Below are 24766 nucleotides of genomic sequence, written 5' to 3' on the forward strand. Positions count from 1 at the left end.
GGAGCGACAGAACGATCATTGTCTTCGCCCGGTCCGCTCCCGCAGTCTCGAAGAGTCCGCGCAAACGCCGACCTGTTGGGTGTGGGAGAGAACATGACCAATCTGTCGCCGCAGCTTCGCCAGGCCACTCCTGTGGTAGCCGTCCGTGGGGAGGGCGTCCACGTCCACGGCGAGGACGGCCGGCGGTATCTCGACTTCACCGCGGGCATCGGTGTCACCAGCACCGGCCACTGCCACCCGCGGGTCGTCGCCGCGGCGCAGGAGCAGGTGGGCACCCTCATCCACGGCCAGTACACGACCGTGATGCACCCGCCGCTGCGGCGGCTGGTCGAGAAGCTGGGCGAGGTGCTGCCCCCGGGACTCGACAGTCTGTTCTTCGCCAACTCGGGCAGCGAGGCGGTCGAGTCGGCCCTGCGGCTCGCCCGTCAGGCCACCGGCCGGCCGAACGTCCTGGTCTGCCACGGCGGCTTCCACGGCCGTACCGTCGCCACCGCCTCCATGACCACCTCCGGCACCCGCTTCCGCTCCGGCTTCTCGCCCCTGATGAGCGGGGTCGTGGTGACCCCGTTCCCCACCGCCTACCGGTACGGATGGGATGAGGAGACCGCGACGCGGTTCGCCCTGCGTGAGCTGGACTACGTCCTCCAGAGCATCTCCCACCCCGATGACACGGCCGCGGTCATCGTCGAACCGGTGCTCGGCGAGGGCGGCTACGTCCCCGCGACCGAGGGCTTCCTCCAGGGCTTGCGTGAGCGGGCCGACCGGCACGGCTTCCTGCTCATCCTGGACGAGGTGCAGACCGGTGTCGGCCGCACCGGACGGTTCTGGGGCCATGACCACTTCGGTGTCCGCCCCGACATCCTGGTCACCGCCAAGGGCCTGGCCAGCGGCTTCCCGCTGTCGGGCATCGCGGCCTCCGAGGAGCTGATGAGCAAGGCGTGGCCCGGCTCCCAGGGCGGCACCTACGGGGCCAACGCGGTGGCGTGCGCCGCCGCGGCCGCCACCCTCGACGTGGTGCGGGAGGAGAACCTCGTCGCCAACGCCGAGGCCATGGGCGCGCGGCTGCGCGGCGGACTGGAGGACCTGGCCGCGAAGACCCCGGCCATCGGCGATGTCCGCGGCCTCGGTCTGATGCAGGCCAGCGAGTTCGTCACCGAGGACGGCGAGCCGGACCCGGCCACCGCCGCCCGGGTGCAGAAGGCCGCGGTGGACGAGGGACTGTTGCTGCTGCTGTGCGGCGCCTGGAACCATGTGGTCCGGATGATCCCCGCCCTGGTCGTCGACGAAGCGGCGATCGACGAGGGTCTGCGTGCCTGGTCCGCCGCCGTGAGCGCCGGTACGGCCGGCTCCTGACCGCCCCGGACCCAGGCCCTGTCCTGAAGGAGACTGCCGCCATGTCCACCCCCTCGTTCCCCGCCGCGGCCGATGTGCTCGCCACGGTGTCCAAGAAGCTCTACATCGCCGGATCATGGTCCGACGCGGCCGGTGGCCTGACCATGCCGGTCGACGATCCGGCCACCGGGGAGACGCTGTGCGAGGTCGCCGACGCCAGCCCCGCGGACGGCCGGCGGGCGCTGGCCGCCGCCGAGGACGCCCAGGAGAAGTGGGCCGCCACCGCGCCCCGGGCGCGCAGTGAGATCCTGCGCCGCGCCTATGAACTGATCCTGGAGCGGGCCGACGCGCTCGCCGCCCTGATGACGGCCGAGATGGGAAAGCCGCTGGCCGAGGCGCGCGGTGAGGCCGTCTACGCCGCCGAGTTCTTCCGCTGGTTCTCCGAGGAGGCCGTCCGGATCGACGGCGGTTTCGCCATGATGCCGGACGGCAGGAACCGCATGCTGCTCATGCGCCGGCCCGTCGGTCCCTGTCTTCTCATCACCCCGTGGAACTTCCCGCTCGCCATGGGCACCCGCAAGATCGGCCCGGCGATCGCGGCGGGCTGCACCATGGTGCTCAAGCCCGCGCCCCAGACCCCGCTGTCCAGTCTCGCGCTCGCCGGGATCCTGGAGGAGGCCGGGCTGCCGCCCGGTGTGCTGAACGTGGTGACCACCTCGCGCGCGGGGGAGGTGGTGGAGCCGCTGCTGACCGGCGGGCAGATCCGCAAGCTCTCGTTCACCGGCTCCACCCAGGTCGGCCGTACCCTGCTGGCCCAGTGCGCGCCCGCCGTCGTCCGCACCTCGATGGAACTCGGCGGCAACGCCCCCTTCATCGTCTTCGACGATGCCGACCTCGATGTCGCGGTCGAGGGCGCCATGATGGCCAAGATGCGCAACATGGGGGAGGCGTGCACCGCGGCCAACCGGTTCTTCGTGCACCGGTCCGTGGCCGCCGAGTTCGCCGACCGGCTGGCCCGCCGGATGGGCGCGCTCGAGGTGGGCCCCGGCAGCCGCCCCGGTGTCGACGTGGGCCCGCTCATCGACCGGGCGGGCCGGGAGAAGGTCGAGGAGCTGGTCGCCGACGCGGTGGCCCGCGGCGCGGAGGTCCTGGTCGGCGGCAGCACCCCCGACGGCCCCGGCTGCTTCTACCCGCCCACGGTGCTCACCGGGGTGGACGCCGCGAGCAGGCTGATGGAGACCGAGATCTTCGGACCGGTCGCGGCCATCCTCACCTTCGATGACGAGGACGAGGTCGTCGCCACGGCCAACGCCACCGAATGGGGGCTGGTGGGCTATGTGTTCACCCAGGAACTCAACCGCGCGCTGCGGATGAGCGAACGGCTCGAGGTCGGCATGGTCGGCCTCAACACCGGACTGGTCTCCAACCCGGCCGCCCCCTTCGGCGGCGTCAAGCAGTCCGGACTCGGCCGTGAGGGCGGCCGGGTCGGCATCGACGAGTTCCTGGAGTACAAGTACGTCGCGGTCCCGGCCTGACCGGAACGGCGACCGACCGCCACCCCCGCGCCCGCCCCGGCCCCACGGCCGGGGCGGGCGCGGCCTCGTGTGGAACCACCGGCCCGGCCGGGGCGTTGCCCCCATGAACCCGGTGGTGAGGAGCGGACATGGGCGAGTTGGTCCCCGGCGGCAATCTGGCGTTGCCCGAGGGCACGCTGACGATCCGGGTGCCCGGCCCCTTCGACCTGTCCGCGCTGATCACGGGTGCGGACGGAAAGGTCGCGGGCGACGCCGACTTCGTCTTCTTCAACCAGCCCTCCGCGCCAGGCGCACGGCTGCACGGTGACACCCTCACCCTCCACCCCCGGCGGCTGCGCCCGGACGCCGAGCGGATCACCGTCGTCATCAGCCCCGCCGACCCCGCCACCCCGCTCGGCCGGCTGCCGGTGCCCGCGCTGACCGTCTCGGCGGAATGCGGCGCGCCGCTCGCGCGGTTCACCCCGCCGCGCCCCGTCCAGGAGACCGTGCTGCTGCTCGCCGAGGTCTACCGGCGGGGCGACCGGTGGAAGGTGCGCGCCCTCGGCCAGGGGTACGCCGACGGACTGGCCGGAGTGGCACGGGACTTCGGGGTCGAGGTTGCCGATGAACCGCCCTCGCCCACCGCACCGGCGCCCTCCCCGCCCCCGTTCCCGGTGCAGGGGCCGGGTGACGGGGTGGGAGGGCCGTCGGCGGTGGTGAACGCGGCGCGGGCGCGGGCCGGAGCGCCACCGCTCACCCTGGACACCAGGCTGACCACCGCCGCCGAGTCACATGCCGCAGCCATGGCGTCGGCCGGGCGGCTGGCCGTGGAGGGACCGGACGGCGTCTCGCTGTTCCAGCGCATCGCCGCCACGGGCTACCGCTGTCTGACGGTCGAGGAGCACCTGGTCTCCGGACCGCGCACCCCCGAGGAGTTCGTGGACTACTGCCTGTCGGGGGCGGAGCGCCGCGGACCGTTCGGTGACCCGGCCGTGGCCCACCTCGGGCTCGGCCGGGCGGTCGGTCCCGGCGGGGACGTCTTCTGGACGGCGGTGTGGGCCCGGCCGTTCACCCCGGACGGTCTGGCGCGGCTCACCTCCGAGGTCATCACGCTCACCAACGCGGAGCGGGCCGCCGCCCGGCTCGCCCCGCTCGCCGCCGAGCCACGGCTGACCACGGCCGCCCAGCGGCACAGCGACGACATGGTCGCGCGCGACTTCTACTCCCACACCGGACCCGAGGGACGACAGCCCTGGGACCGGGCCAGGGCCGCCGGTGCCGGCCACCGGGGCATCGGCGAGAACATCGCCTGCGGCCAGCGCTCCGCCGTGGAGGTCGTCCGCGGCTGGATGGACAGTCCGGGTCACCGCGCCAACATCCTCAAGCCCGACTTCACCCACATCGGCGTCGGCTACGCCACCGGCAGCCGGGCCGGTACCTACTGGACGCAGGTCTTCGGCGCCGCCTGACGGACGGGATCGCTCAGGTGCGCGACTCCAGGATGCGCCGGGTGGCGTCCCCGTACACCCCGTTGGCGTCCCCGCGGATCCCGTTCAGGATCTGGAAGCGGGACACGGCCTCCGCCAGGCTCTGATCGTACTGCCCGTTGACCTGTCCGCCCTGGTACACGTCCGGGATCCGCAGCAGCCGGGTCTGCAGCTCGGTGACCGGCGGACCGCTGTCCCCGAGCGTCAGGATGTTCGGATGGGCGTTCTGCTGCCACTGCCCGTCCGGTGTCCGTGCCGGAGGTGTGGCGGGCACCGGGGGAGCGGCGCCGCCCCCGGTCGCCGGGGGTGAACTCACCCCGCCCGTCACCGGGGGCGCCGCGCCCGTCGCCGCGTCCCGGGGCACCACCAGGACCAGCGTCAGCGCGACCCCCGCGCTCAACCCGCCCACCAGCAGCAGCGCGGCCCGGGAGCGGCGCCGCACCACCGCGCCCGCGCCGGGCCCGGGGAACGGAAGGGGCTCGGGCATGGACAGGGCGGCGGTGGACGCCGCGTCCCAGGACCCCGGGCCCCCGGGCCGGAGCTCCATCTCCTGGGTGTCGGCCTCGGCCACCTGGTGGGCGTCCGGCAGCAGTGGGTCACCGGGCGGGCGGAACAGATGCAGATCCTCCATCCACCCTTCGACCGGAGGGCCGGTCCCCGCGCCCGGCCCCTGGGCACCGCGGGGCGCCGGGGCCGGTCCGGGCGCGGGGACCGAACGGTAGGTGCCGCCCGGCCGGTCCGTCCGGCGGCCGGTCCGCCTGCCGGGTTCGTACTCGGCTGCCATACAACCTCCTTCTGCGCCCCACACCGTCAAGCGGACATACGGACGGAAGTCCGGGACGTCTCAAGGGAAGGGCGCACCCGGGGCCGCGCATCCGTGTTTTCACTGGTCCGTCCGTCCCCGTGACGAGTGGTGATAGGGCGTGGCTCCCCGGGGTACCGATCCTGAGGTGTTGCCCTGTCTCCTGACACACCGAAGGGAGCGCATGCGATGGAACGGACCACATGCTGTGTGGTGGGCGGTGGCCCCGCCGGAATGGTCCTCGGCCTGCTGCTGGCCAGGGCCGGCGTCGAGGTGACCGTCCTGGAGAAACACGGGGACTTCCTGCGCGACTTCCGTGGTGACACGGTCCACCCGAGCACCCTGGCCCTGCTGGAGGAGCTGGGGCTGGCGGAGCGGTTCGCGGCGCTGCCGCAGCGGCATGTGCACACCGTTCAGCTGCCCATCGGACCGGACGGCGAACTGTTCACCGTGGGTGACCTCAGCGCGCTGTCCGGCCCGTACAACTACGTCGCCATGGTGCCGCAGTGGGATCTGCTCAACCTGCTGGCCGACGAGGCGTCGCGGGAGCCCTCCTTCCGGCTGCGGATGAACACCGAGGCCACCTCCTTCCTCCGCGAGGGCGGACGGATCACCGGGGTGCGCTATCGCGAGCGCACCCCGGACGGTGCCACCGGTGAACTGCGCGCCGATCTCACCGTGGCCTGTGACGGCCGGGGTTCGCTGGCCAGGGCCCTGCCCGAACTGGGACTGCGCTCCTTCCCCTGCCCGATGGACGCATGGTGGTTCCGGCTGCCGCGGCGCGAGTCCGATCCACAGGGCGTGGTGGGCACCGCGGGCGACCGCTTCATCACGGCGATGATCGACCGCGGTGACTACTGGCAGTGCGCCGTCCTCATCCCCAAGGGCGCCGACGAGGAACGCCGCGCCGACGGTCTCGACCGGTTCCTGGAGGAGTTCGCGCAGGTGGCCCCGTGGATCGCCGACCGCGAACCGGAACTGAAGTCCTGGGACGAGGTGAAACTGCTGGACGTCCGGATCGAACGGCTCCGCCGCTGGCACCGCCCCGGGCTGCTGTGCATCGGCGACGCCGCGCACGCGATGTCCCCGGTCTTCGGAATCGGGATCAACCTCGCCGTCGAGGACGCCGTCGCCGCCGCCCGCCATCTCGTCGAGCCGCTCCGTGAGGGCAGGGTGGGGCTGGGCGACGTCCGTGCGGTGCAGCGCCGCCGCTGGCCTACCACGGCCATGACCCAGGCATTGCAGCGGACTGCCCACGCCCGGGTCATCGAACCGCTGCTCAGCGGGCGTTCACCGGCCGGGAAGGAGGTACGCGCCCTGCGGCTGGCCGACCTCCTCACCAAGGCGCCCTGGCTGAAGCGGGCACCCGCGTACTTCCTCGCCTACGGCGCGATGCGCGAGCGCCCGCCCGCGGTGTCGCTGCGCCGTCCGGACTGAACCGGAAGGGGGCGGCGCGGCGGCACCGCGGACGGCGGACCGGGATCCGGACCGCTCAGACGATGCCCTCCGCGATCTCCGCCTGCTCACGGGCGGTTCCGTAACCGGTGGGCGTCTGGTACGAGCGCCGGGCGATGAACCACCAGACGGTGGCCAGGAGCAGCACCACGGCCAGCGCGATGGAGGCGTAGTTCATCGAGTCCACCGTCACCGGGCTGGACTGCGGCAGACAGAACAGCACCGTCACACAGGCGACCCACACCACCGCCACCCAGCCCACCGGCTTGCTCCAGCGGCCCAGTTGCCACGGCCCAGGGCGGAAACGGTCCCCGGCGCGCAGCCGCAGGAAGATGGGGATGGCGTAGGCGGGAGTGATGCCGATGACGTTGATGGCCGTCACCGCGCCGTAGGCGGTCTTGGAATACAGCGACGGCAGCGCCAGCACACACGCGACCGCCACCGACAGCCACACCGCGTGCACCGGGGTCTGGGTACGGGAGCTGACCCGCTGCCAGAGCCGGGACCCCGGCAGCGCGCCGTCCCGGCTGAACGCGAACACCATCCGGCTGGCCGCCGCCACCTCGGCGTTGCCGCAGAACAGCTGCGCCACGATGACGACGAGCAGCATGGCGGTGGCTCCGCCGGTGCCGAGGGCGTCGATGAGGATCTGCGCCGGGGGCACTCCGGTGTCACTGTCCTGGGCCCCGGCGTAGTCCTGGATGGCGAAGGTCAGCCCCGTCAGCAGGACGAAACCGGCGGCCCAGGACACCCAGATGGCCCGGACGATCCCGCGCGCGGCGGACACCGAGGCGTTGGAGGTCTCCTCGGACAGGTGCGCGGAGGCGTCGTACCCGGAGAAGGTGTACTGCGCGAGCAGCAGCCCGATCGCCGCCACGTACAGGGGGTTCGACCAGCCGGTGTCATTGACGAACTCGGTGAAGACGAACTCCGGCGACTGGTGGTGGGACGGGACGATCGCCAGCGCCCCGACGATCACGGCAACACCGCCCAGGTGCCACCACACGCTGATCGAGTTGAGCAGGCTGACCAGCCGCACCCCGAAGAGGTTCAGCACCGCGTGCAGCACCAGGATGCAGACGAAGATCAGCATGGTCGATTCCGGGGTGGGATCGACGCCCCACTGGAGCTGGAACAGCGCCCCGGTGAACAGCGCGGCGCCGTAGTCGATTCCGGCGATCGCCCCCAGCAGGCCCAGCAGATTGAGCCAGCCGGTGTACCAGCCCCAGGCCCGGCCGCCCAGCCGGTCGGCCATGTAGTACAGCGCCCCGGAGGTGGGATACGCGCTGGTCACCTCGGCCAGCGCCAGTCCGACGCACAGGACGAACAGACCGACCCCGGCCCAGCCCCACAGCATCACCGCCGGACCGCCGGTGCCCATGCCGAAGCCGTACAGCGTCATACAGCCGGAGAGGATCGAGATCACCGAGAAACTGATGGCGAAGTTGCCGAAGCCGCCCATCCGGCGGGCCAGGACCGGCTGATAGCCGAGTTCCCGCAGCCGCTGCTCTTCGTCCCGCCGCGGGGCGGGCCCCGACTGCGACCGTGCCGTGGACATGAAGCTACCTCCGGAATCGGAAAGCGGAGAATGTTCGACGGAAGGTGGAGGGGCCGAGCGGTGTCGCTCAGCCGTTCGGCCCGGGTCTCGGCCCCCGGGCGCCCGCCAGACAGCGGGTCCGGGCGCGCAGAAAGGTGTCCTCGGCCGGCGCGCGGTCCGAGGGGTCCGGCGTGCGGCAGGCCCAGGGAAGGGTGGTGAAGTACGGCCCCAGTGCCTCGAACACCCGCGCCGCGTCCGGGAATTGCAGCGCGCCCCACAGGGCGTGCGCCAGGTGGTTGAGGTCCAGCAGGGACCCCGTCGTCGGGTCCGTGTGGTCGAACCACCCGTGCAGCGCGCGGTTGGCGTCCCGGGTCGCGTCCTCGGTGGCCCAGTGCAGGTCCAGCGCCTTCTCGAAACCGCGCTCCTCCCGGTACCGCTCGACGTGCACGTACAGCGGCAGCACGTGCAGCGGCGAGCCCTCGGGCGCGCCCGAGACCACCCACTGCGCGAAGTTGACCGCCTCGGCGAGTGAACCGCCCGCCCGCCGCGCGTACACGAACTGGAGCATCCGGTGGTACGCCTCGCGGTTGTACGGATCGCGCCGGTCGGCCTCGGCCAGCAGCCCCCAGGGGCCGGGGAAGAGCAGCGGCCCCGGCGGATCCGCCCGGTGCTCGGCCATCCGCTGCCGGGTGTCGAGCTGTGCCAGAGCCAGCAGACACACCCAGGGCACCGGATCCGCCGCGGAGTTGTGCGCGGCCATCCGGCAGGACTCCCACGCCTCCTGCCACAGCTCCTGGGTGCGCCGGTGCCCCTCCCGGTGGGCGCGCACCGCCCGTTCCACCACGACCCGGGTGTGCATCACCAGCGCCGCCACGCTGCGCGGCTCCTCGGCCCGCCAGGTGTCCACCACGGTGGATCCGGCGGCCACCGCGGCCAGCACCTGGGTGCGCTGTGTCCACAGGGCCCAGGTCGGAGTCTCCGCCAGCAGGTTGCGCATCGAGATCCAGCGGCCGGTCCGCAGGTCCTGCAGGGCGATGCGCAACCCGTCGTCATGACCCGCCGGGTGGTAGACGGGGCGGAACTCTTCCTCGGCCATCGGATGACTTTCGTGCGGAGCTGACGGGACCTGCTGAAGATGCTTGTCTTGGACGGGTAAGTGATGGAGCGTCATAGAAGCGGGTACGCCGAGAATCCCGCTTCCGGGTGTGCTCGGCAGGGTGATGGATGTGGGGGATCCTAGGGCATGTCCGTGTCCGGTACATGACCGCCTCTCCCGCGTCCGGCCGTGCTGGGCCGGTGGTGTGGAGAAATGGCGCCGGTTCGCGGGTGCCCTTGACGCCACCCGGAGGCTGCCACCAGGCTCGTACGCGCGATCACCGCCACCACCACGCCATCACCACCCTCGACCGGCCTCCGATCGGCGCGTCCCGATCGAGCGGGCGCGATCGGCGAACTCCCCTGTGGAGAACGGGACATGACGTCAGCAGAGCGCCGTGCGGCCACCCCGGCCGCCACTCCGGACGGTCCGGTGCTCGCCGTCGACCAGGGCACCTCCGGTACCAAGGCACTGGTCGTCTGCCCCGAGCGTGGTGTGATCGGTACCGGTGCCGCGGCCGTGCGCCCCCGCTTCCTCCCCGGCGGACTGGTCGAGGTCGATCCCGCCGCGCTGTTCGGCTCGGTCGTCGACGCCGGACGGCGGGCACTGGCCGACGCGGGTGAACCGGTCGTGGCGGCCGGTCTGGCCAACCAGGGGGAGACGGTGCTCGCCTGGGACCCGGTCACCGGCACACCGCTGACCGACGCGCTGGTGTGGCAGGACCGGCGGGCCGAGACGGTGTGCGCCGGACTCGCGCCCCACGCGGACACCCTGCGCGAACTGACCGGACTGCCGCTCGACCCGTACTTCGCGGCCCCCAAGATGGCGTGGATCCGCCGTCATCTCACCGGCGAGGGCGTGGTCACCACCAGCGACGTCTGGCTGGTCCACCGGCTCACCGGCGCGTTCGTCACCGACGCCGCCACCGCGGGCCGCACCCAACTGCTCGACCTGGACCGGGTGGAGTGGTCCCCGAAGGCCCTGGACCTCTTCGGACTGAGCGCCGAGCGGCTGCCCCGCGTCGTCGACTCCGACACCGCGGTCGGGACCACCACCGCCTTCGGCGGTGAGCTCCCGCTCACCGGACTGCTCGTCGACCAGCAGGCCGCCCTGCTGGCCCAGCGGGTGACCCGGGCGGGTACCGCCAAATGCACCTACGGCACCGGCGCGTTCCTCCTCGCCCAGACCGGTCCCCGGCCCCGGCGCGGCAGCCACGGCCTGGTCAGCTGTGTGGCGTGGCGGCTCCGCGGGCGCACCAGCTACTGCCTGGACGGACAGGTGTACACCGCCGCCTCCGCGGTGCGCTGGCTCACCGACCTGGGTGTCATCGGCGGCCCCGGGGACCTCGATCCGGTGGGCACGAGCGTGCCGGACACCGGGGGAGTCACCTTCGTCCCCGCACTGGCCGGACTCGCCGCGCCCTGGTGGCGCGGTGACGCGCGGGGGTCGCTCACCGGACTGGGCCTGGACACCACGGCGGGCCATCTGGTGCGCGCCCTGTGCGAGGGCATCGCCGCCCAGGTCGCCGAGATCGCCACCGCCGCCTCCGCCGATCAGGGCGCGCCCCTGACGAGCCTCCGGGTGGACGGCGGGCTGACCCGCTCGGCCCTCCTGATGCAGACCCAGGCCGATCTGCTGCAACGTCCCGTCGAGGTGTCCGCGCTGCCCGATGTCACCGCACTGGGCGTGGCCGCCGCCGCCCGGCTGGGACTCGACCCCGGTCTCGAGGTCGAACGGGCCGTCCCGGCCTGGGAACCGTCGGCCGTGTACGAGCCGCGGATCGGCCCCGACCGGGCCGCCGAGCGGCTGGCGCGGTTCCGCGCGGCCGTGGCCGCGTTGCCGGACCCCGTGCCACCGGCCACCGCGCCCGGTGCCGGATGAGACCGCCTCCGGACCGCCGGTGACCCGTACCCGTACCGAACACCCGCCGCCGCGAGGAAGCGAGCAAGGACCAGCATGACCGTCACGACCACGGGGAACCTCGCGGACGAGGTCTACGACGTGGCCATCGTCGGCGCCGGGGCGGTCGGCACCGCCATCGCCCGCGAACTGGCCGGACACCGGCTGCGGATCGCGCTCATCGAAGCGTCCGACGACGTCGGCGACGGCACCTCGAAGGCCAACACGGCGATTCTGCACACCGGTTTCGACGCCACCCCCGGCACCCTCGAAGCCCGGCTGGTGCGCGACGGCTACCACCGGCTGAACGCCTACGCCGCCGAGACCGGCATCCCGGTCGAGCCGCTCGGCGCCCTCCTGGTGGCCTGGGACACCGAACAGCTCGCCGCGCTCCCGGCACTCGCCGGCAAAGCCGCGCGCAACGGCTACCACGAGACCCGGATCCTCGACACCGACGCGGTCTACGCACGGGAACCGCGCCTGGGACCGGGCGCCCTGGGCGCCCTCGACGTCCCCGGCGAGAGCATCATCTGCCCCTGGACGACCACCCTCGCCTACGCCACGCAGGCGGTGCGGTCCGGTGTCCACCTCCATCTGCACTGCGCGGTACGGGACATCGTGCCCGGCGATCCCCACCGGGTGGTCACCACCCGCGGTCCGCTGCGTACCCGCCACCTGGTCAACGCGGCGGGCCTGCACGCGGACACGATCGACCGTCTGCTCGGTCACACCGACTTCACGGTGACCCCGCGCCGCGGCCAGCTCATCGTCTTCGACAAGTTCGCCCGCGGCCTGGTGAACAGCATCCTGCTGCCCGTGCCCACGGCACTCGGCAAGGGAGTGCTCGTCGCGCCGACCGTCTACGGCAATGTGATGCTCGGCCCCACCGCCGAGGACCTGGACGACAAGCGCGCCACCGGTTCGACGGCCCAAGGGCTCGCCCTCCTCCGCGAGAAGGGCGCGCGGATCATGCCCGAGCTGCTGGACGAGGAGATCACGGCGGTCTACGCCGGACTGCGCGCCGCCACCGAACACGGCGACTACCGGATCCGCGCCCACTCCGCCCAGCGCTATGTCTCCGTCGGCGGTATCCGCTCCACCGGACTGACCGCCTCCCTGGCCATCGCCGCCCATGTGGCCGGACTCCTCACCGGATGCGGTCTGGACACCGGACCGGCGCGGGACCTCGAACCGGTGCGGATGCCCAACCTCGGCGAGGCGTTCCCGCGTCCCTACCAGCGGGCCGAACTCATCGCCTCGGACCCCGCCTACGGCACGATCGTCTGCCACTGCGAACGCGTCACCCGCGGTGAGATCCGTGACGCGCTCACCAGCACCGTGCCGCCCGGCTCGCTCGGCGGCCTTCAGCGCCGCACCCGTGCGCTGGGCGGCCGCTGCCAGGGCTTCTCCTGCGGAGCCGAGGTACGCGCCCAGTTCGACGGGCACGGCGCGTCCGGCACACCGTCCATGGAGGTCCGGCGATGACCACCCCGGCCGATTCCGCCCCCGCCGCCGTGCCCGGCCGCCGCCCGCGCACGGTCGACGTGCTGGTGGTCGGCGCAGGGCCCGCCGGACTCGCCGTCGCCGCCCGGCTGGCCGCCGCGGGTGCGGGCGTGGAGGTACTGGACCGCGAACGCCACGCGGGCGGTGTCCCCCGCCACTGTCACCACACCGGATTCGGCCTGCGGGACCTGCGTCGGCTCATGAGCGGCCCGGACTACGCCCGCCACCACGTCGCCACCGCACTGCGCGCCGGGGTCGCCCTGCGCACCGGTGTCACCGCCACCGGCTGGGCGGGCCCGCGCACCCTGGACACCACCGGCCCCGGCGGTCTGGAACGGATCACCGCGCGGGCCGTGGTCCTCGCCACCGGCGCCCGTGAACGCCCGCGCGCGGCGCGGCTGGTGCCCGGAGACCGGCCCGCGGGGGTGCTCACCACCGGTGAGCTCCAGCGGGCCGTCCACGGACACCGCCGGCCCGTGGGCCGTCGCGCGGTGGTGATCGGCGCCGAACACATCAGCTACTCCGCCGTCCTCACCCTCCGTCACGCGGGGGCGGAGGTGGCGGCCATGGTCACCGACCTCCCGCGCCACCAGACCTTCCGCGCGTTCGACCTCGGCGCCCGGCTGCGCCACCCCTTCCCGCTGCTCACCGACACCGCGGTGACCGGGCTGACCGGACGCGGACGGCTGGAGGGGGTGTGGGTACGCCACCGCGACGGCAGGACCGCGGTCATCCCCTGTGACACCGTGGTGTTCACCGGCGACTGGATCCCCGACCACGAACTGGCCCGGAGCGCCGGAATCGCCCTCGACCACGGTACCCGCGGCCCCGCCGTGGACACCGGCTTCCGCACCGCCGAGCCCGGGGTGTTCGCCGTGGGCAACCTGCTGCACCCCGTCGAGACGGCCGATGTGGCCGCCCTGGACGGCCGGTTCGCGGCCGGACCGGTCCTGCGCCATCTGGCCGACGCACGGTGGCCCGTGGATCCGCTGCCGGTGCGCGTCGCCGCGCCCCTGCGCTGGATCGCCCCCAACCGCATCGACCCCGACGGCCCCCGTCCGCCGCTGGAGCGGTTCACTCTGCGCACCGCCGCGTTCCTGACCCGGCCGGTCCTCACGGTCCGCCAGGACGGCCGGACGCTGTACCGGCGGCGGGTGGCACGCACCGTGGCACCCGCCCGGCCGCTCCACCTCCGCACCGGCTGGATCGTCGCGGCCGATCCGTGCGGCGGGCCGGTGCTGATCACCGCGGACTGATCCGTGTGCGGGCGAGGGAACGCGCCGGTCCTCCCGCGCGCTCACTGACCGCGCAGCCGCTCCATCTCCCGGCGGTCACGCTTGGTCGGCCGTCCGGTACCACGGTCGCGCAGTCCGATCTGAACCGCGTGCTCGCGCGGTGGCGGCGGCGGACTGTTGTCCACGTAGCACTCCACCGCGACGGGCGCCCCGACCCGCTTGCGCACCACGCGCGACACCACCACGACCCGGTCCCGTCCGCCCTGGCGCAGCCGCACCTCGTCCCCGGCGCGCACGGTGTGGGCGGGCTTGACCCGCTCGCCATTGACGCGCACATGACCTGCGCGGCAGGCCGAGGCGGCCATCGAACGCGTCTTGGTGAGCCGCACGGACCAGATCCAGCTGTCCACCCGTACGGACCCCTCATCAGAAGCCATACTCCGACTCTAATGTCTAAGGTGCGACGCATGAGCGCACATTTCGACGTCGTGATCCTGGGAGCGGGATCGGGCGGCTATGTCGCGGCCATCCGTGCCGCTCAGCTCGGTCTGACCACGGCCGTCGTGGAGGAGCGGTACTGGGGCGGCGTCTGTCTGAACGTGGGCTGCATCCCGTCCAAGGCGCTGCTGCGCAACGCGGAGCTCGCCCACCTGTTCACCCATGAGGCGGCCACCTTCGGGTTCCGGCTGACCGGCGATGTGACACTGGACTACCGGGCGGCGTTCGAACGCAGCCGGAAGGTGGCGGACGGCCGGGTGCGTGGCATCCACTACCTGATGAAGAAGAACAAGATCACCCAGTACGACGGGCGGGGCAGCTTCACCGGCCCCCATGCGATGCGGGTCGCCCTCGCCGACGGCCGCGTGGAGAACCTGAGCTTCGACCACTGCGTGATCGCCGCCGGAGCCGGTACCAACCTGCTGCCCGGTACCTCGCTCAGCGAGCGCGTGGTGACCTACGAGGAGCAGATCCTCTCCCCGGACCTGCCCGGCAGTGTGCTGATCGCGGGCGCGGGCGCCATCGGCGTGGAGTTCGCGTACATCATGCACAGCTACGGGGTGCAGGTGACGCTGGTGGAGTTCCTGGACCGGATCGTGCCGCTGGAGGACGAGGAGGTCTCGGCCGAGCTGGCGCGCCGCTACCGCAAGCTGGGCATCCACGTCCTGACCTCCACCCGGGTCGAGGCGATCAACGACTCGGGTCCCGCCGTGAAGGTCATGGTCACCACCGGCGGCCAGCGGCAGACCCTCCAGGCCGGGAAGGTGCTCCAGGCGATCGGCTTCCGCCCCCGGGTCGAGGGGTACGGTCTGGAGCACACCGGGGTCCGGCTCACCGAGCGCGGCGCGATCGATGTCGACGGCCGCTGCCGCACCAGCGTGCCGCACATCTTCGCGGTCGGGGACGTCACCGCCAAGCTGATGCTCGCGCACGCGGCCGAGGCCATGGGCATCGTCGCGGCCGAGACCATCGCCGGAGCGGAGACCATGGAGCTGGACTACGTCATGATCCCGCGCGCCACCTTCTGCCAGCCGCAGATCGCCAGCTTCGGCTGGACCGAGGCCCAGGCCCGGGAGCGCGGCTTCGACGTCCGGGTGGCCAAGTTCCCGTTCAGCGCCAACGGCAAGGCCCATGGGCTGGGCGACCCCGTCGGCTTCGTGAAGCTCATCAGCGACGGCCGTCACGGTGAGCTGCTCGGCGGCCATCTCATCGGCCCCGAGGTCACCGAGCTGCTCCCGGAACTGACCCTCGCGCAGCAGTGGGACCTGACCGTGCACGAGGTGGCCCGCAACATCCACGCCCATCCCACCCTCAGCGAGGCCGTCAAGGAAGCGGTCCACGGGCTGGCGGGACACATGGTCAACATGTGAGCGGACCGGCCCGTTTCCTGTGATGTATGAGGATATGCAGAGTGGTTTCATGTGAAACCGGGCTCGGGGCCAGACGTCGGCCGGGCGTCAGGTGACGACCAGGGCGGCGGTGGCCAGCAGCTCCGGGAGGGTGCCGGAGAAGTCGGGCAGCAGCCGCAGTGCCACCGCCCAGGTCTCCGGATCATCACCCAGATGGGTGGCGGCCAGCTCCTTCAGTTCCCGGAACGCCGGAACATTCGCCCGGTCCGGTGCCGCCGACGCCCGGCGGGTCAGACAGTGCACGGCGATCAGCGCAGGACGTCCCTCGCGCACCACGTCCAGCAGGGACAGCTGCTGGTGGTCGAGCGCCAGGGCGAGCCATACGTCCGGTACGTAGCGGGGGAGCGGGTGGTGGCGCAGCAGCTCCAGGGCGCTGGGGCGGGGGCCGGTGCGCTCATCCGGATGCGCGTGGTGCCGCAGCCGGAGCTCGGCCGGAGTGGCGTGGCGGCGCAGCTCTTCCGGGCAGTTCTCCCGCTTCGCGAGCGGGACGAGGACGTCGTCCGGCAGCGGATCCCGGTCGTGCTCCGCGGTCAGTCCTGCCCAGGCGGGGCCGAGTTCCTCGGTCAGCCGGTCCAGCGCCGTGTCGACCGGTACGGTGCTCCCCTCGGTCAGCTCGCGGAGGAGCCCGGCCAGGGTGGCGGGTGTCCGCTCGCGGATCAACTCCGCGCGCAGCACGCCCAGACCGTCCGGTGCCTCCAGCGCCTTCCGGGTCAGCTCGTGCACGGTGGCGGGCAGCGGATGCCGGCGCCGCGCGCGGCCGCCGAACTCGGTCTCGTCCAGCAGCGCCGCCACCTCCGGTGCGCCGTGCTCCTCCCAGACCCGGACCAGGAGCAGCAACTGCGCGGCGAGCGTGTGAAGTCTGACCTTGCCCAGCAGGATCCGGGCCAGCCGGGGGTCGCCGGACTCGGTGATGGGCAGCAGCCAGTGGCGGCGTCCGCTGGCCTCGAGCTCCTGGACCAGCTCGTCGGTGATCGCCAGTGGTTCGGTCTCCCCCTCCGTCCCGAAGCGCCTGCCCGCGAGGATGCCCCTGCGTTGCTCGTCGGTCAGATCGGTGTGGACGTAGAGACAGGTGTTGATCTCGGGGTCGTCCAGCACGATCAGCTCACGGATCCGCTCGGCGGGCAGGTCCCAGCGCGACGCCACGACGGCCTGCACCGACCGGCCGTGGAGCGCGACCACGCGGTCGCGGATGACGGGCGACGGCGGGTGGAAGAGCAGCATGTGCTGTACGGACCGGAGGTCCAGATGCTCCACCAGCGCCGACCGGACGTCCTCCGGCGCCTGCGCGAGCAGTTGGAGGAAGGCCGCACGGCTGCCCTCGGGGTGCTTGGCGGGGAACTCGGGACCCAGTGGCCGGGGCCAGCTCTTGCCCCGGTGCCTGCCCGACTGTGCCTCGGCCGCGGCCACCAGCTCCGTGGCCGTGCCGTCGAACCGGGGCAGCAGTGTGTACAGCGCGCGCCAGGCGGCGAAGTCCGCCCCGAGCGGGCGGACCAGTTCCGCCGTCGCCGCACGGACCGTCTCCTCCTGGAAGGGGAGCCCGGTCAGTACCAGTCGGGCGGGCCGGACCTCTGCCAGTACGCCGTCGGCCGGATAGCGTCCGTCGGTGACACCGGGCTCGAGCAGCCGCGGCAGATCGTGCGGTGCGGGGTCGTCCGCCCAGTCGATATCGCGCAACAGCGCCCAGGAGATGCGGGGTTGCTCGGCCCATCCCCGGCATGCCCGGTACGCCGCCCTCACCAGCTCTCCCGGACAATCGGGCCGGGAGGCCAGGGTGGCCAGTGCCCCGGATGGGAAGGGCACGTCCCGCTGTTCGGCCAGGACCCCTTCCCAGTCGACGTCGACCCCGTCCAGCGGGAACACCTGGGCCCTGTTCGCCGTCTCCCTCAGATGCCGCACCAACTCCTCGCCGGTGAGGGCCGGTCCGCCCGCGGGGCGGCCCGTCCGGTCCGGTGAGAACGCCTCCAGTACGGCGGCCGGGTCCGGTGCGGCCACCGCCCGCCGTGCCAGCTCCGCCACCTCCGGTCGCAGGGCGGGCAGTGCGGCCAGGGTGGTGAGCTCGTCCACTCCTCCGTACCGCAGCACCGCGCGACAGGCCGCGAGCTGGCCGGGGAATCCGGCCTGGACGCCGACCAGCTCCACGGCGTGCCGCACCACCTCGGGGAAAGGGGCCCCGAGCGCCGGGATGAGATCAGGGGGCAGACGGGTGATCAGCAGGGCGTTCACCAGTCCGTCGGGGGCGTGCCACTCGGGGTCGTCCAGCCGCCGCGCGGCGCCGGCGAGCACCGCGTGGCGCAGCTCCTGCTCCAGGTCATGGCGCAGCCGCTGTCGGTAGAGCGCCCGGGCCACCCGGGGATCGCCCAGCGCCGCGAGCCGCAGCAGAACCGGCACCTGGCGGGTACGGGCCCCTTCGGCCAGGGCCACCAGCAGCTCACGGTCGCCGGAGGCGATCACTTGGTTCACCACATGGCCGGGCAGGGGCACCGCGGAACGGAGCACGGCGACGGCCTCCTCGCGCAACCGTGCCATCAGGCCGGGCGCGAGGGACCGTCCGGCCAGTCCGAGGACGGCCGACAGAACGGCATCGGGGAGAGGGGCCACGCCGGGGGTGCTCCGATCGTCAGGTTTCTTCCCGTCCTGACGGAGGATGGGAAGGAGGAGGGGTGAGAGGCGGGGGAGTGCGGGAGGCGGGCCCGGTCAGTCGGTGCCCAGCTCGGCCATCCTCGCCAGGGCGGCGACCCAGAAGCGCTGCCGCTCCGGGGTCTGGCCGACCAGATGGGTGGCGCGCAGCTTGGGCGGCAGATGGCGCAGCAGCCGCGCGACCGCCTCGGCATGCCGCTTCAGCTGGGACACCTCGGCGTTGGCGAACGCCTGGTGCACCAGATCGGTGTCATTGGTGCCCTCGGCGGAGGTCTCGGACGCCGCGGCCAGCCGGGCTTCCCAGCGGTCCACCTCCCGGGCGATCTCCCGCAGCCCGATGACCCGTTGTGCGGCGTCGTCGGCGAGCCGGGCCTCGAGCCGGGACAGCGGCACCGGGGCGTACTCGCCCTCGCCGAGGTAGATCAGCCCCGTCTCCAGGGGCTGTTCGGCCAGATGCAGTTTGATCAGCCGTTCCAGGGTGCGCTTGGTGATCCAGTCCCGGCCCTCGTCGTCGATGTCGTTCTTCCACCAGTCGAGCACCGTCTCCGCCACCTCCCCGTAGGTGGAGATCAGCCACTCATTGGCGGGTATGTCCTCCGGCCGGACCTCGTAACTGATCGTGAAACGGCTGGCCTGCGCCACGTTGTTGCTGCTCACCAACAGCTTGCGGCCCAGATGGTACGGCGGGTTCTGGAGCGCGACCTGGGCGCGCAGCCCCGGGATCGGCCTCCCGGCGAGGGACCACTCCTGGGTGATCTCCATCAGCTTGGCGAACGTGGCCTTGTCCTTGGGCCGGTTGTACTCGTCCCAGACGATCACCTTGGGTTCGGGGCCGGTGAGGGACCGGCTGAGCAGGGTGTCCAGGGTTCCGTCGGGAGTGGGGACCGGCACGCACAGATCCTCGACGTTGGTGACCGGAAGTGAGTAGTACACCGGATCGGCGCCGGTCTCCTCGCGCACCACCGCCTTGGTGATCTCCGTCTTGCCGCAGCCGGGCGGACCCTGGAGCAGGACGGACCAGTTCTCCCGGACCGCGGCGCGCAGGATCCGGCGCACCGGGTCGGGAACGGAGGCGGGGTTGGGGCGGCCCAGCGCACCGGCGATGGCGTCCAGCAGCTCGGTGGTGCGGTCCGGTCCCGGTGTGCCGTCGGCCTTGCGGTCCCGCAGCCGCAGCCGCGCGCCGCCCACCAGGGGCAGTCCCCAGAGGAGCGGGAACTCGGCGCGGGCGCAGTCCAGGATGTGCTCGAGGGTGCGGGGAGACAGCAGCGACCGCAGATACGGGGAGAGCCCCGCCCAGACCCGGAACACTTCGGTCAGGTCCCAGTCCGCGTAGCGCTCGGCCAGCTTCTCCCGCCAGGCGGTGTCATTGGCAGTGATCCGCAGGGTGACCATCCGGTCCAGGACCGCCAGATCGCTGCGGCGGGCGCTGGTCTCGGCCAGCGACTCATTGTCGGCGAGGAAGACCCCGACACAGCCCAGCGCCCGCAGATCGTGTTCGCCCAGCGTCCAGTTGCACGCGATCTGCATCAGCTGCGACTGGATGGTCTCCCCGGCCTGCAACGAGTCGTCGATCAGCAGCACGAAGGGCCTGCCCGGGGTGAGCTGACGCATGATGAGCTGGGTGAGGACCAGCTCCCCGGTGCGCTCGTCCCGGACGGGCGCGTTGACCAGCAGGTCGTCCGGGGTCAGATTGGCCGCGGGGACCAGGACGACCTCGGTGCCCGGATGCGCCCGCGGGATGTGCGACAGGAACGTCGAGGTCTTCCCGATACCGTGCTCACCGAAGACCTGCCCGGTCTGTCCCATGGTGATCATGGCGCTGATGAACCGCTCGAGACGGGGCCCGCCCTTGGCCGCACCGGTCCGCCGGGGCGGTTCGGGGTAGGTGGCGGTGGCCCGCCAGCCGGCTCCGGCGCTGTCGGAGCGCGGCGCGCCACGCCTGCCGCTCCCGCCTCCGGCGGCCGTGGCGCCGGAGGTCTTCGCACCGGTGGTCCGTGACCCGGTGCGGGTGGTCCGCCGCCCCGCCGACCGCCGCTGATCCGTCGCCGCGTCCCCCGCGGGTGTCGTGGTGTCCACACTGCTCACGGTGGCCTGATCCCTCATCCCGTTCCGGTCGTTCTCTGTCCGCTGCCCCCGGGCGCCCGGCCGCGGGGATGTGTTCTGGTCGTGCTGGTTCAGCCGTCACCGGTGACCACGCGATGGCACGCCATCGGCGGGTCGTGCCGCTCCGGCCAGTCGTCGCCGCCCTCGGTGATGAGCCAGATCCACCGGTCCGGGCGCTCCGGGGCGACGGTGGGGGCGTAGCCGTCGGTGACCATGATCACCGCGTCGGCCCGCTCCTCGAACCGGCGTCCGTTCACCGGGAGCCGCCCCTCCACGTAGTCCACGACCGACTGGAAGCTGGTGCCGCCTCCGCCGTGCACCCGCTCCCCGGGAACGAAGGGCATCACGGTCCCGTCGAAGCTCAGCCAGTGGCTCTCCACCCCTTCGGTCCGGCCCACCAGCGAGGTGATCCACTCGACCACCTCCTGGGGCATCGACGCCGAGGTGTCCAGCGCCACGACCACCACCTTGGTGCGCTCGGCGCCGCGCCGGGACAGCATCGGGTCATGGCCCAGCGCCAGCAGCACCGCGCCCTGCTTCTTCGGGTAGACCAGCCGCTCGCCCTCCCGCAGCTTGGAGGCCAGCACATCGTGGAGCCAGCGCCGCCACCACTCCACCCGGCGGGTCCGCTGGGTCTCCCCGCGCAGCGCCCCGAGTCCCATCCGGCCCCACATCCGCTCCAGCCGCTTTCCGCCGTCCGTGCTGCGGTCCGCCAGGCTCAGCAGCTCCTCCCGGGCGAGCTCCTCACCGCGCAGCGCCCGGCGCATCAGTTCGGCCAGTGTCTCCTCCACCACCGAGGACACCGCCTCGGGGTCCATCGGCACACGTCCCGTCCCGTCGCCGCCCGTGCCCAGGTGGATGCACATCACCGGGGGAACAGGCGGGTTGCGCATCCGCTTCAGCTCTCCGTAGACCGTCAGGTCCGTCACGGTGAAGTCCTCGTAGGACAGCGGCTGGAGACCCTGTTCCCGCAGGTCGTCCTGGTACATCCGGTGCACCTCGCGCGGATCGACCCCCACCGGCTCCCGCCGGGTGCCCCCCGAGCCGTCCGGCACCGTGCGGGTCGGCAGCTCGGTACGCCCCAGCCGGATCAGCACCACATGGTTGATCGCCACCTCCGCGGCCAGATCGAAGACGGGATCGGCCCGCAGCTCCTCCTCCACGTACAGATGGCGGTGGATCAGATGACGCGCCTCGTGGAACAGTACGAACCGCACGCCACCGGCCCCGATGGCCACGAAGAACGCGGGGTTGTACAGCAGCAGACAGGTGCCGTCGCCGGTGGCCACCACCGCCGCGGTGTCCACCGCCGCGGTGGGGATCTGGTGGTGACACTTGGCGAACAGCCAGGAGGACACCACGCTGTCCTTGACCCCGAAGTCCAGCAGCGCCGCCTCCTTGAGCCTGCGGCCCTCCTCGGTCACCTCCGGATCGTCCACCTGACAGGCCAGCAGGGCCCGCCGGTCGGCCAGGTCCACCACCGGGCGCGCCGGGGTGTGCCGGCTCCGCCCCGCCACCTGTGTCATATCGCGCCCTCCCGGCCGGCTCCGGCCCCGGCGGGGGCGAGGGCGGCCAGGGCCGCGGTCCGCAGCAGCTCGGGGAGGGTGCCGGTGAACTCCGGCAGCAGACGCAGGACCAGCGTCCACGCCTCCGCCCCGCCGTCCAGGTGCTCATGGACCAGCGCCGCCACCTGCTCCCCGCCGCCGTCCGCCTCGCCCCGCCGCTCCGCCTCGTCCACCAGGGTCAGCACCGAGCGTGCGGGCTTGGCGCTGTGCACCACCTCGGCACGGGTGAGCAGATCCCGCCGGATCGCCAGCTCCACCCAGGACACCCCGTCGTCCGGTGTGGAGAGGGTGGCCTTGGCCAGTACCCGGGCGGGGTCACCGCCCTCCGCCAGCTTCCGGTAGGCGGTCTGCTCCGACCGGGACATCCGTCCGACCGCGAGCCGCAACAGCTCGGGGCAGCCGTCGAGTTCGGTCAGCTCCGAGAGGTAGTAGCGGGGCAGCGGGGCACGCAGATGCTCCGCGAGCAGGGTGTCCCAGTCCCAGACGAAGCCCTCGGCCAGCAGCCAGTCCAGCGCGCGGTCGATCATGGGATGGCGGAGCCGTCCGGCGAGCTGCTTGGCCGAACCGGCCTTCCGCGCCAGCTCCCGCAGCCGCTCCAGCGCACCGTCCCGGTCGGGGTCCGCCAGCAGCTCCGCGACCGTGTCGCACACGGTGGGCCGGAACCAGCCCGGAAGGTGCTCCGCGACCTTCTCCGGCCCCTGCCGCTCCCACAGGCCGAGCGCGAACCGCCACTGGAGGTGGAGGGAGTTCAGCGCGACCCGCGACAGCACCCATTCGGTCATCCACGGGTCGCCACTGGCGGTCCAGGGTGCGAACCACACCTTCTGGTCCCGGCGGGTGCTGCGCTCCAGGTCCGCGCGGAGCGCCTCGTCGACCGGCAGCCGCCCGGTCCGTCCCGGTGTGAACGGCTTGCCGGTGACCAGTGCCAGCCGCTGCTCCCAGGTGGCCGTGCGCTGATAGACCAGGCCCGCGTTGACTGCCGGATCGTCCAGGGCCGCGAGCGTCGTCACCGCTTCCGCCGGAAGGTCCCGGCGGCGGGAGAGCAGCACCCGCTCCTCGTGTCCCCCGGCGGCCAGCGCCCGGTCCAGCCACTCGGCCCGCCACCGGCCGAGCACCAGCAGGTCGTAGGCGGTACGGGCGTCCAGATGCGGCAGCAGACGCCACTGGATCGCGGTGTCGGCGGCGTCGAGCAGCACCAGGAACGCCGCACGGGCGCCCTTGGGCGTCACCGCCTCGGTGAACGCCGGGCGTCCGGCCGCCTCCGGCCACGGCTCGTCGGCGCTCTCTCCGCGCGCCGCCCTGGCCACGGCGTCGTCCAGCAATTCGGCCACGGTGCCGCGGAACCGGGCGAGACGCGCCCGCACCACACGCCAGGCGGCCACCTGGTCGCCCAGCTTCTCCGCCACCAGGGCCGTCAGCTTCTCCGTCAACTCCGCGGCGCGCTCCCGCCCTTCACGGGTCGCCGTCACCGGAAGGACGGGGGCCAGCGCAGCCATCGCCGGGCGCAGCCCCAGCAGATCATCGGCGGACACGGTCCGGCCGAGCCCCTCGCGCACCAGCGGAGGGAGCAGCTTCCGGGTGTCCTTGGCGGGCAGCGCGTCGAGCACGGTGAGCGGCACCGGCCGGCTGAGGTCCGTCAGCAGCTTCGCGGCGTCGGGGTGTCCCGAGCACAGCACCGGCAGTGCCTCGGCGGGGCACTCGTCCCTGGTGACGAGCGCGGCCACCACGCCCGGTGCCAGTGGCCGGGAGCGGTGCGCGCGCACCAGGCCCGCCCAGTCCAGTCCGGTGCGCAGCCCCAGTGCCTCCGGCACGCTCTCCGCCGGGTCGTAGACCTCGTCCAGCAGCCCGGCCGGACCCTCGGCGGCCGCCACGGCGGCGCGCAGCGCCTCCACACCCTCCGGACCGGCCACGGCTGCGCGGCCCAGCCGGACGGTCTCCTCGTCCTCCGGGCCCCCCGCGTCCAGCAGCGCCGCCAGCCGGGCCGGGCCGCCGTGGGTGATGACGGAGAGCAGGCCCCGCAGCGACTCGCCACGCGTCAGCGCTCCGACGGGCAGCAGGGTGTCCAGCGCGTGCGCCACCACGTCGGGGAACGGGGAGACCACCGCGGCCCGCAGGGCGAGCCGCCGGTGACCGGCCGGGGAAGGGCGCACCATCAGCAGCCCGGCCGCCGCGCCCGGCTTGTCGAACCAGAGGCGGTCGGCCGGGTCCGCCGCCGCCAGCAGGGTGCGCAGCTCGGTCAGCGTCCAGGCGTCGTCGTGGACCGCCCGGGCCGCCACCAGCGGATGCCCGGACGCCGCGAGCCGTGCCCGCAGCGCCGGATCGGCCGCGGTCGCGTCGTGGTTCCCGGCCAGCAGCTCCAGCCACCGCCCGCCGTCGGCCACCACCGCGTCCACCAGCGCCGCCGGGATCCGCTCGCCAGATGTCACCACCGGCTTCAGCAGATCCGGTGTCCGCTCGAGCAGCGCCCCCACGTCCTGCGGACGGCCGCGGTCGAGCAACGGCCCGAACGCGGGTCGGTGCGGCAAACCGGTCATCTGGCCTGGTCCTCTCCTCGGCACTCACAGGGCGCGGGGAACCAGGACAGGACCGACCGGACGGGGAGCATGACGCTCCCTCGGCAGGTGGCCTGTCTTCTTCCCCCGCACCACATACGCTATCGGCGGGGTACGACAACGGGAGTGCCGCCCCGGGCGG

General features: G+C 72.9%; 16 protein-coding genes. 8 read left to right on the forward strand and 8 right to left on the reverse strand.

What is annotated here, in order from left to right; genetic code table 11:
* Positions 1-93: 93 nt before the first annotated feature.
* The 3 genes from AC07FT_RS21520 (at position 94) to AC07FT_RS21530 (ending at position 4315) form a co-directional block, all read left to right on the forward strand.
* Positions 94-1353: an aspartate aminotransferase family protein gene (locus AC07FT_RS21520; RefSeq protein ID WP_471199750.1), complete on the forward strand. Its 1260-nt coding sequence runs from the start codon at positions 94-96 to the stop codon at positions 1351-1353.
* 41 nt (positions 1354-1394) lie between these two features.
* On the forward strand, positions 1395-2867 hold the full coding sequence (locus AC07FT_RS21525) for an NAD-dependent succinate-semialdehyde dehydrogenase (RefSeq protein ID WP_479177642.1): 1473 nt from the start codon (positions 1395-1397) through the stop codon (positions 2865-2867).
* A gap of 128 nt (positions 2868-2995) precedes the next feature.
* The gene (locus AC07FT_RS21530; protein WP_479177643.1) at positions 2996-4315 is read left to right on the forward strand and encodes a CAP domain-containing protein; all 1320 of its coding nucleotides are present in this window, start codon (positions 2996-2998) and stop codon (positions 4313-4315) included.
* 13 nt (positions 4316-4328) lie between these two features.
* Here the strand turns inward: AC07FT_RS21530 and AC07FT_RS21535 are convergent, their stop codons facing one another.
* Positions 4329-5117, reverse strand: coding sequence for a peptidoglycan-binding domain-containing protein (locus tag AC07FT_RS21535; RefSeq protein WP_479177644.1), 789 nt, complete (start codon positions 5115-5117; stop codon positions 4329-4331).
* Positions 5118-5324: 207 nt separating this feature from the next.
* On the opposite strand from AC07FT_RS21535, the gene AC07FT_RS21540 reads away from it, so the two are divergent.
* Entirely contained in the window at positions 5325-6572 is a 1248-nt protein-coding gene (locus tag AC07FT_RS21540) for an FAD-dependent oxidoreductase (RefSeq protein ID WP_479177645.1), read from the forward strand.
* A gap of 55 nt (positions 6573-6627) precedes the next feature.
* Here the strand turns inward: AC07FT_RS21540 and AC07FT_RS21545 are convergent, their stop codons facing one another.
* Both AC07FT_RS21545 and AC07FT_RS21550 read right to left on the reverse strand, forming a co-directional pair.
* Positions 6628-8148, reverse strand: a complete 1521-nt coding sequence (locus AC07FT_RS21545; RefSeq protein WP_479177646.1) for an amino acid permease — start codon at positions 8146-8148, stop codon at positions 6628-6630.
* Between the two features lie 67 nt (positions 8149-8215).
* A complete protein-coding gene (locus AC07FT_RS21550) occupies positions 8216-9223 on the reverse strand; it encodes a hypothetical protein (protein WP_479177647.1) in 1008 nt (335 codons plus the stop codon).
* 378 nt (positions 9224-9601) lie between these two features.
* On the opposite strand from AC07FT_RS21550, the gene AC07FT_RS21555 reads away from it, so the two are divergent.
* The 3 genes from AC07FT_RS21555 (at position 9602) to AC07FT_RS21565 (ending at position 13881) form a co-directional block, all read left to right on the forward strand.
* The gene (locus AC07FT_RS21555; protein WP_479177648.1) at positions 9602-11104 is read left to right on the forward strand and encodes an FGGY family carbohydrate kinase; all 1503 of its coding nucleotides are present in this window, start codon (positions 9602-9604) and stop codon (positions 11102-11104) included.
* Between the two features lie 75 nt (positions 11105-11179).
* Positions 11180-12607 (forward strand): FAD-dependent oxidoreductase, encoded by a 1428-nt coding sequence (locus tag AC07FT_RS21560; protein WP_479177649.1) that lies wholly within the window; start codon positions 11180-11182, stop codon positions 12605-12607.
* Positions 12604-13881: an NAD(P)/FAD-dependent oxidoreductase gene (locus tag AC07FT_RS21565; RefSeq protein WP_479177650.1), complete on the forward strand. Its 1278-nt coding sequence runs from the start codon at positions 12604-12606 to the stop codon at positions 13879-13881. Before AC07FT_RS21560 ends, AC07FT_RS21565 begins: the two co-directional genes overlap by 4 nt.
* A 41-nt stretch (positions 13882-13922) precedes the next feature.
* On the opposite strand, the gene AC07FT_RS21570 is transcribed toward AC07FT_RS21565, so the two are convergent.
* Entirely contained in the window at positions 13923-14297 is a 375-nt protein-coding gene (locus AC07FT_RS21570; RefSeq protein WP_471199777.1) for an RNA-binding S4 domain-containing protein, read from the reverse strand.
* Positions 14298-14327: 30 nt separating this feature from the next.
* On the opposite strand from AC07FT_RS21570, the gene lpdA reads away from it, so the two are divergent.
* Positions 14328-15728, forward strand: coding sequence for a dihydrolipoyl dehydrogenase (gene lpdA, locus AC07FT_RS21575; protein WP_479177651.1), 1401 nt, complete (start codon positions 14328-14330; stop codon positions 15726-15728).
* Positions 15729-15815: 87 nt separating this feature from the next.
* On the opposite strand, the gene AC07FT_RS21580 is transcribed toward lpdA, so the two are convergent.
* The 4 genes from AC07FT_RS21580 to AC07FT_RS21595 form a co-directional block, all read right to left on the reverse strand.
* The gene (locus AC07FT_RS21580; protein ID WP_479177652.1) at positions 15816-18365 is read right to left on the reverse strand and encodes a hypothetical protein; all 2550 of its coding nucleotides are present in this window, start codon (positions 18363-18365) and stop codon (positions 15816-15818) included.
* A 96-nt stretch (positions 18366-18461) separates the two neighbouring features.
* A complete protein-coding gene (locus tag AC07FT_RS21585) occupies positions 18462-20219 on the reverse strand; it encodes an ATP-binding protein (RefSeq protein WP_431772541.1) in 1758 nt (585 codons plus the stop codon).
* Between the two features lie 359 nt (positions 20220-20578).
* Complete coding sequence (locus tag AC07FT_RS21590; protein WP_479177653.1) at positions 20579-22033, reverse strand: DUF2201 family putative metallopeptidase; 1455 nt, start codon at positions 22031-22033, stop codon at positions 20579-20581.
* Positions 22030-24606: a hypothetical protein gene (locus tag AC07FT_RS21595; protein ID WP_479177654.1), complete on the reverse strand. Its 2577-nt coding sequence runs from the start codon at positions 24604-24606 to the stop codon at positions 22030-22032. Before AC07FT_RS21595 ends, AC07FT_RS21590 begins: the two co-directional genes overlap by 4 nt.
* Positions 24607-24766: the final 160 nt, after the last annotated feature.

The sequence above is a fragment of the Streptomyces sp. NPDC045899 genome (assembly GCF_056431485.1).

Excerpts from the sequence above, each read along its gene's own strand:
- AC07FT_RS21520 (WP_471199750.1), top strand. The coding sequence starts at position 94 with ATGACCAATCTGTCGCCGCAGCTTCGCCAGGCCACTCCTGTGGTAGCC.
- AC07FT_RS21525 (WP_479177642.1), top strand. The coding sequence starts at position 1,395 with ATGTCCACCCCCTCGTTCCCCGCCGCGGCCGATGTGCTCGCCACGGTG.
- AC07FT_RS21530 (WP_479177643.1), top strand. The coding sequence starts at position 2,996 with ATGGGCGAGTTGGTCCCCGGCGGCAATCTGGCGTTGCCCGAGGGCACG.
- AC07FT_RS21535 (WP_479177644.1), bottom strand. The coding sequence starts at position 5,117 with ATGGCAGCCGAGTACGAACCCGGCAGGCGGACCGGCCGCCGGACGGAC.
- AC07FT_RS21540 (WP_479177645.1), top strand. The coding sequence starts at position 5,325 with ATGGAACGGACCACATGCTGTGTGGTGGGCGGTGGCCCCGCCGGAATG.
- AC07FT_RS21545 (WP_479177646.1), bottom strand. The coding sequence starts at position 8,148 with ATGTCCACGGCACGGTCGCAGTCGGGGCCCGCCCCGCGGCGGGACGAA.
- AC07FT_RS21550 (WP_479177647.1), bottom strand. The coding sequence starts at position 9,223 with ATGGCCGAGGAAGAGTTCCGCCCCGTCTACCACCCGGCGGGTCATGAC.
- AC07FT_RS21555 (WP_479177648.1), top strand. The coding sequence starts at position 9,602 with ATGACGTCAGCAGAGCGCCGTGCGGCCACCCCGGCCGCCACTCCGGAC.
- AC07FT_RS21560 (WP_479177649.1), top strand. The coding sequence starts at position 11,180 with ATGACCGTCACGACCACGGGGAACCTCGCGGACGAGGTCTACGACGTG.
- AC07FT_RS21565 (WP_479177650.1), top strand. The coding sequence starts at position 12,604 with ATGACCACCCCGGCCGATTCCGCCCCCGCCGCCGTGCCCGGCCGCCGC.
- AC07FT_RS21570 (WP_471199777.1), bottom strand. The coding sequence starts at position 14,297 with ATGGCTTCTGATGAGGGGTCCGTACGGGTGGACAGCTGGATCTGGTCC.
- lpdA (WP_479177651.1), top strand. The coding sequence starts at position 14,328 with ATGAGCGCACATTTCGACGTCGTGATCCTGGGAGCGGGATCGGGCGGC.
- AC07FT_RS21585 (WP_431772541.1), bottom strand. The coding sequence starts at position 20,219 with ATGATCACCATGGGACAGACCGGGCAGGTCTTCGGTGAGCACGGTATC.
- AC07FT_RS21590 (WP_479177653.1), bottom strand. The coding sequence starts at position 22,033 with ATGACACAGGTGGCGGGGCGGAGCCGGCACACCCCGGCGCGCCCGGTG.
- AC07FT_RS21595 (WP_479177654.1), bottom strand. The coding sequence starts at position 24,606 with ATGACCGGTTTGCCGCACCGACCCGCGTTCGGGCCGTTGCTCGACCGC.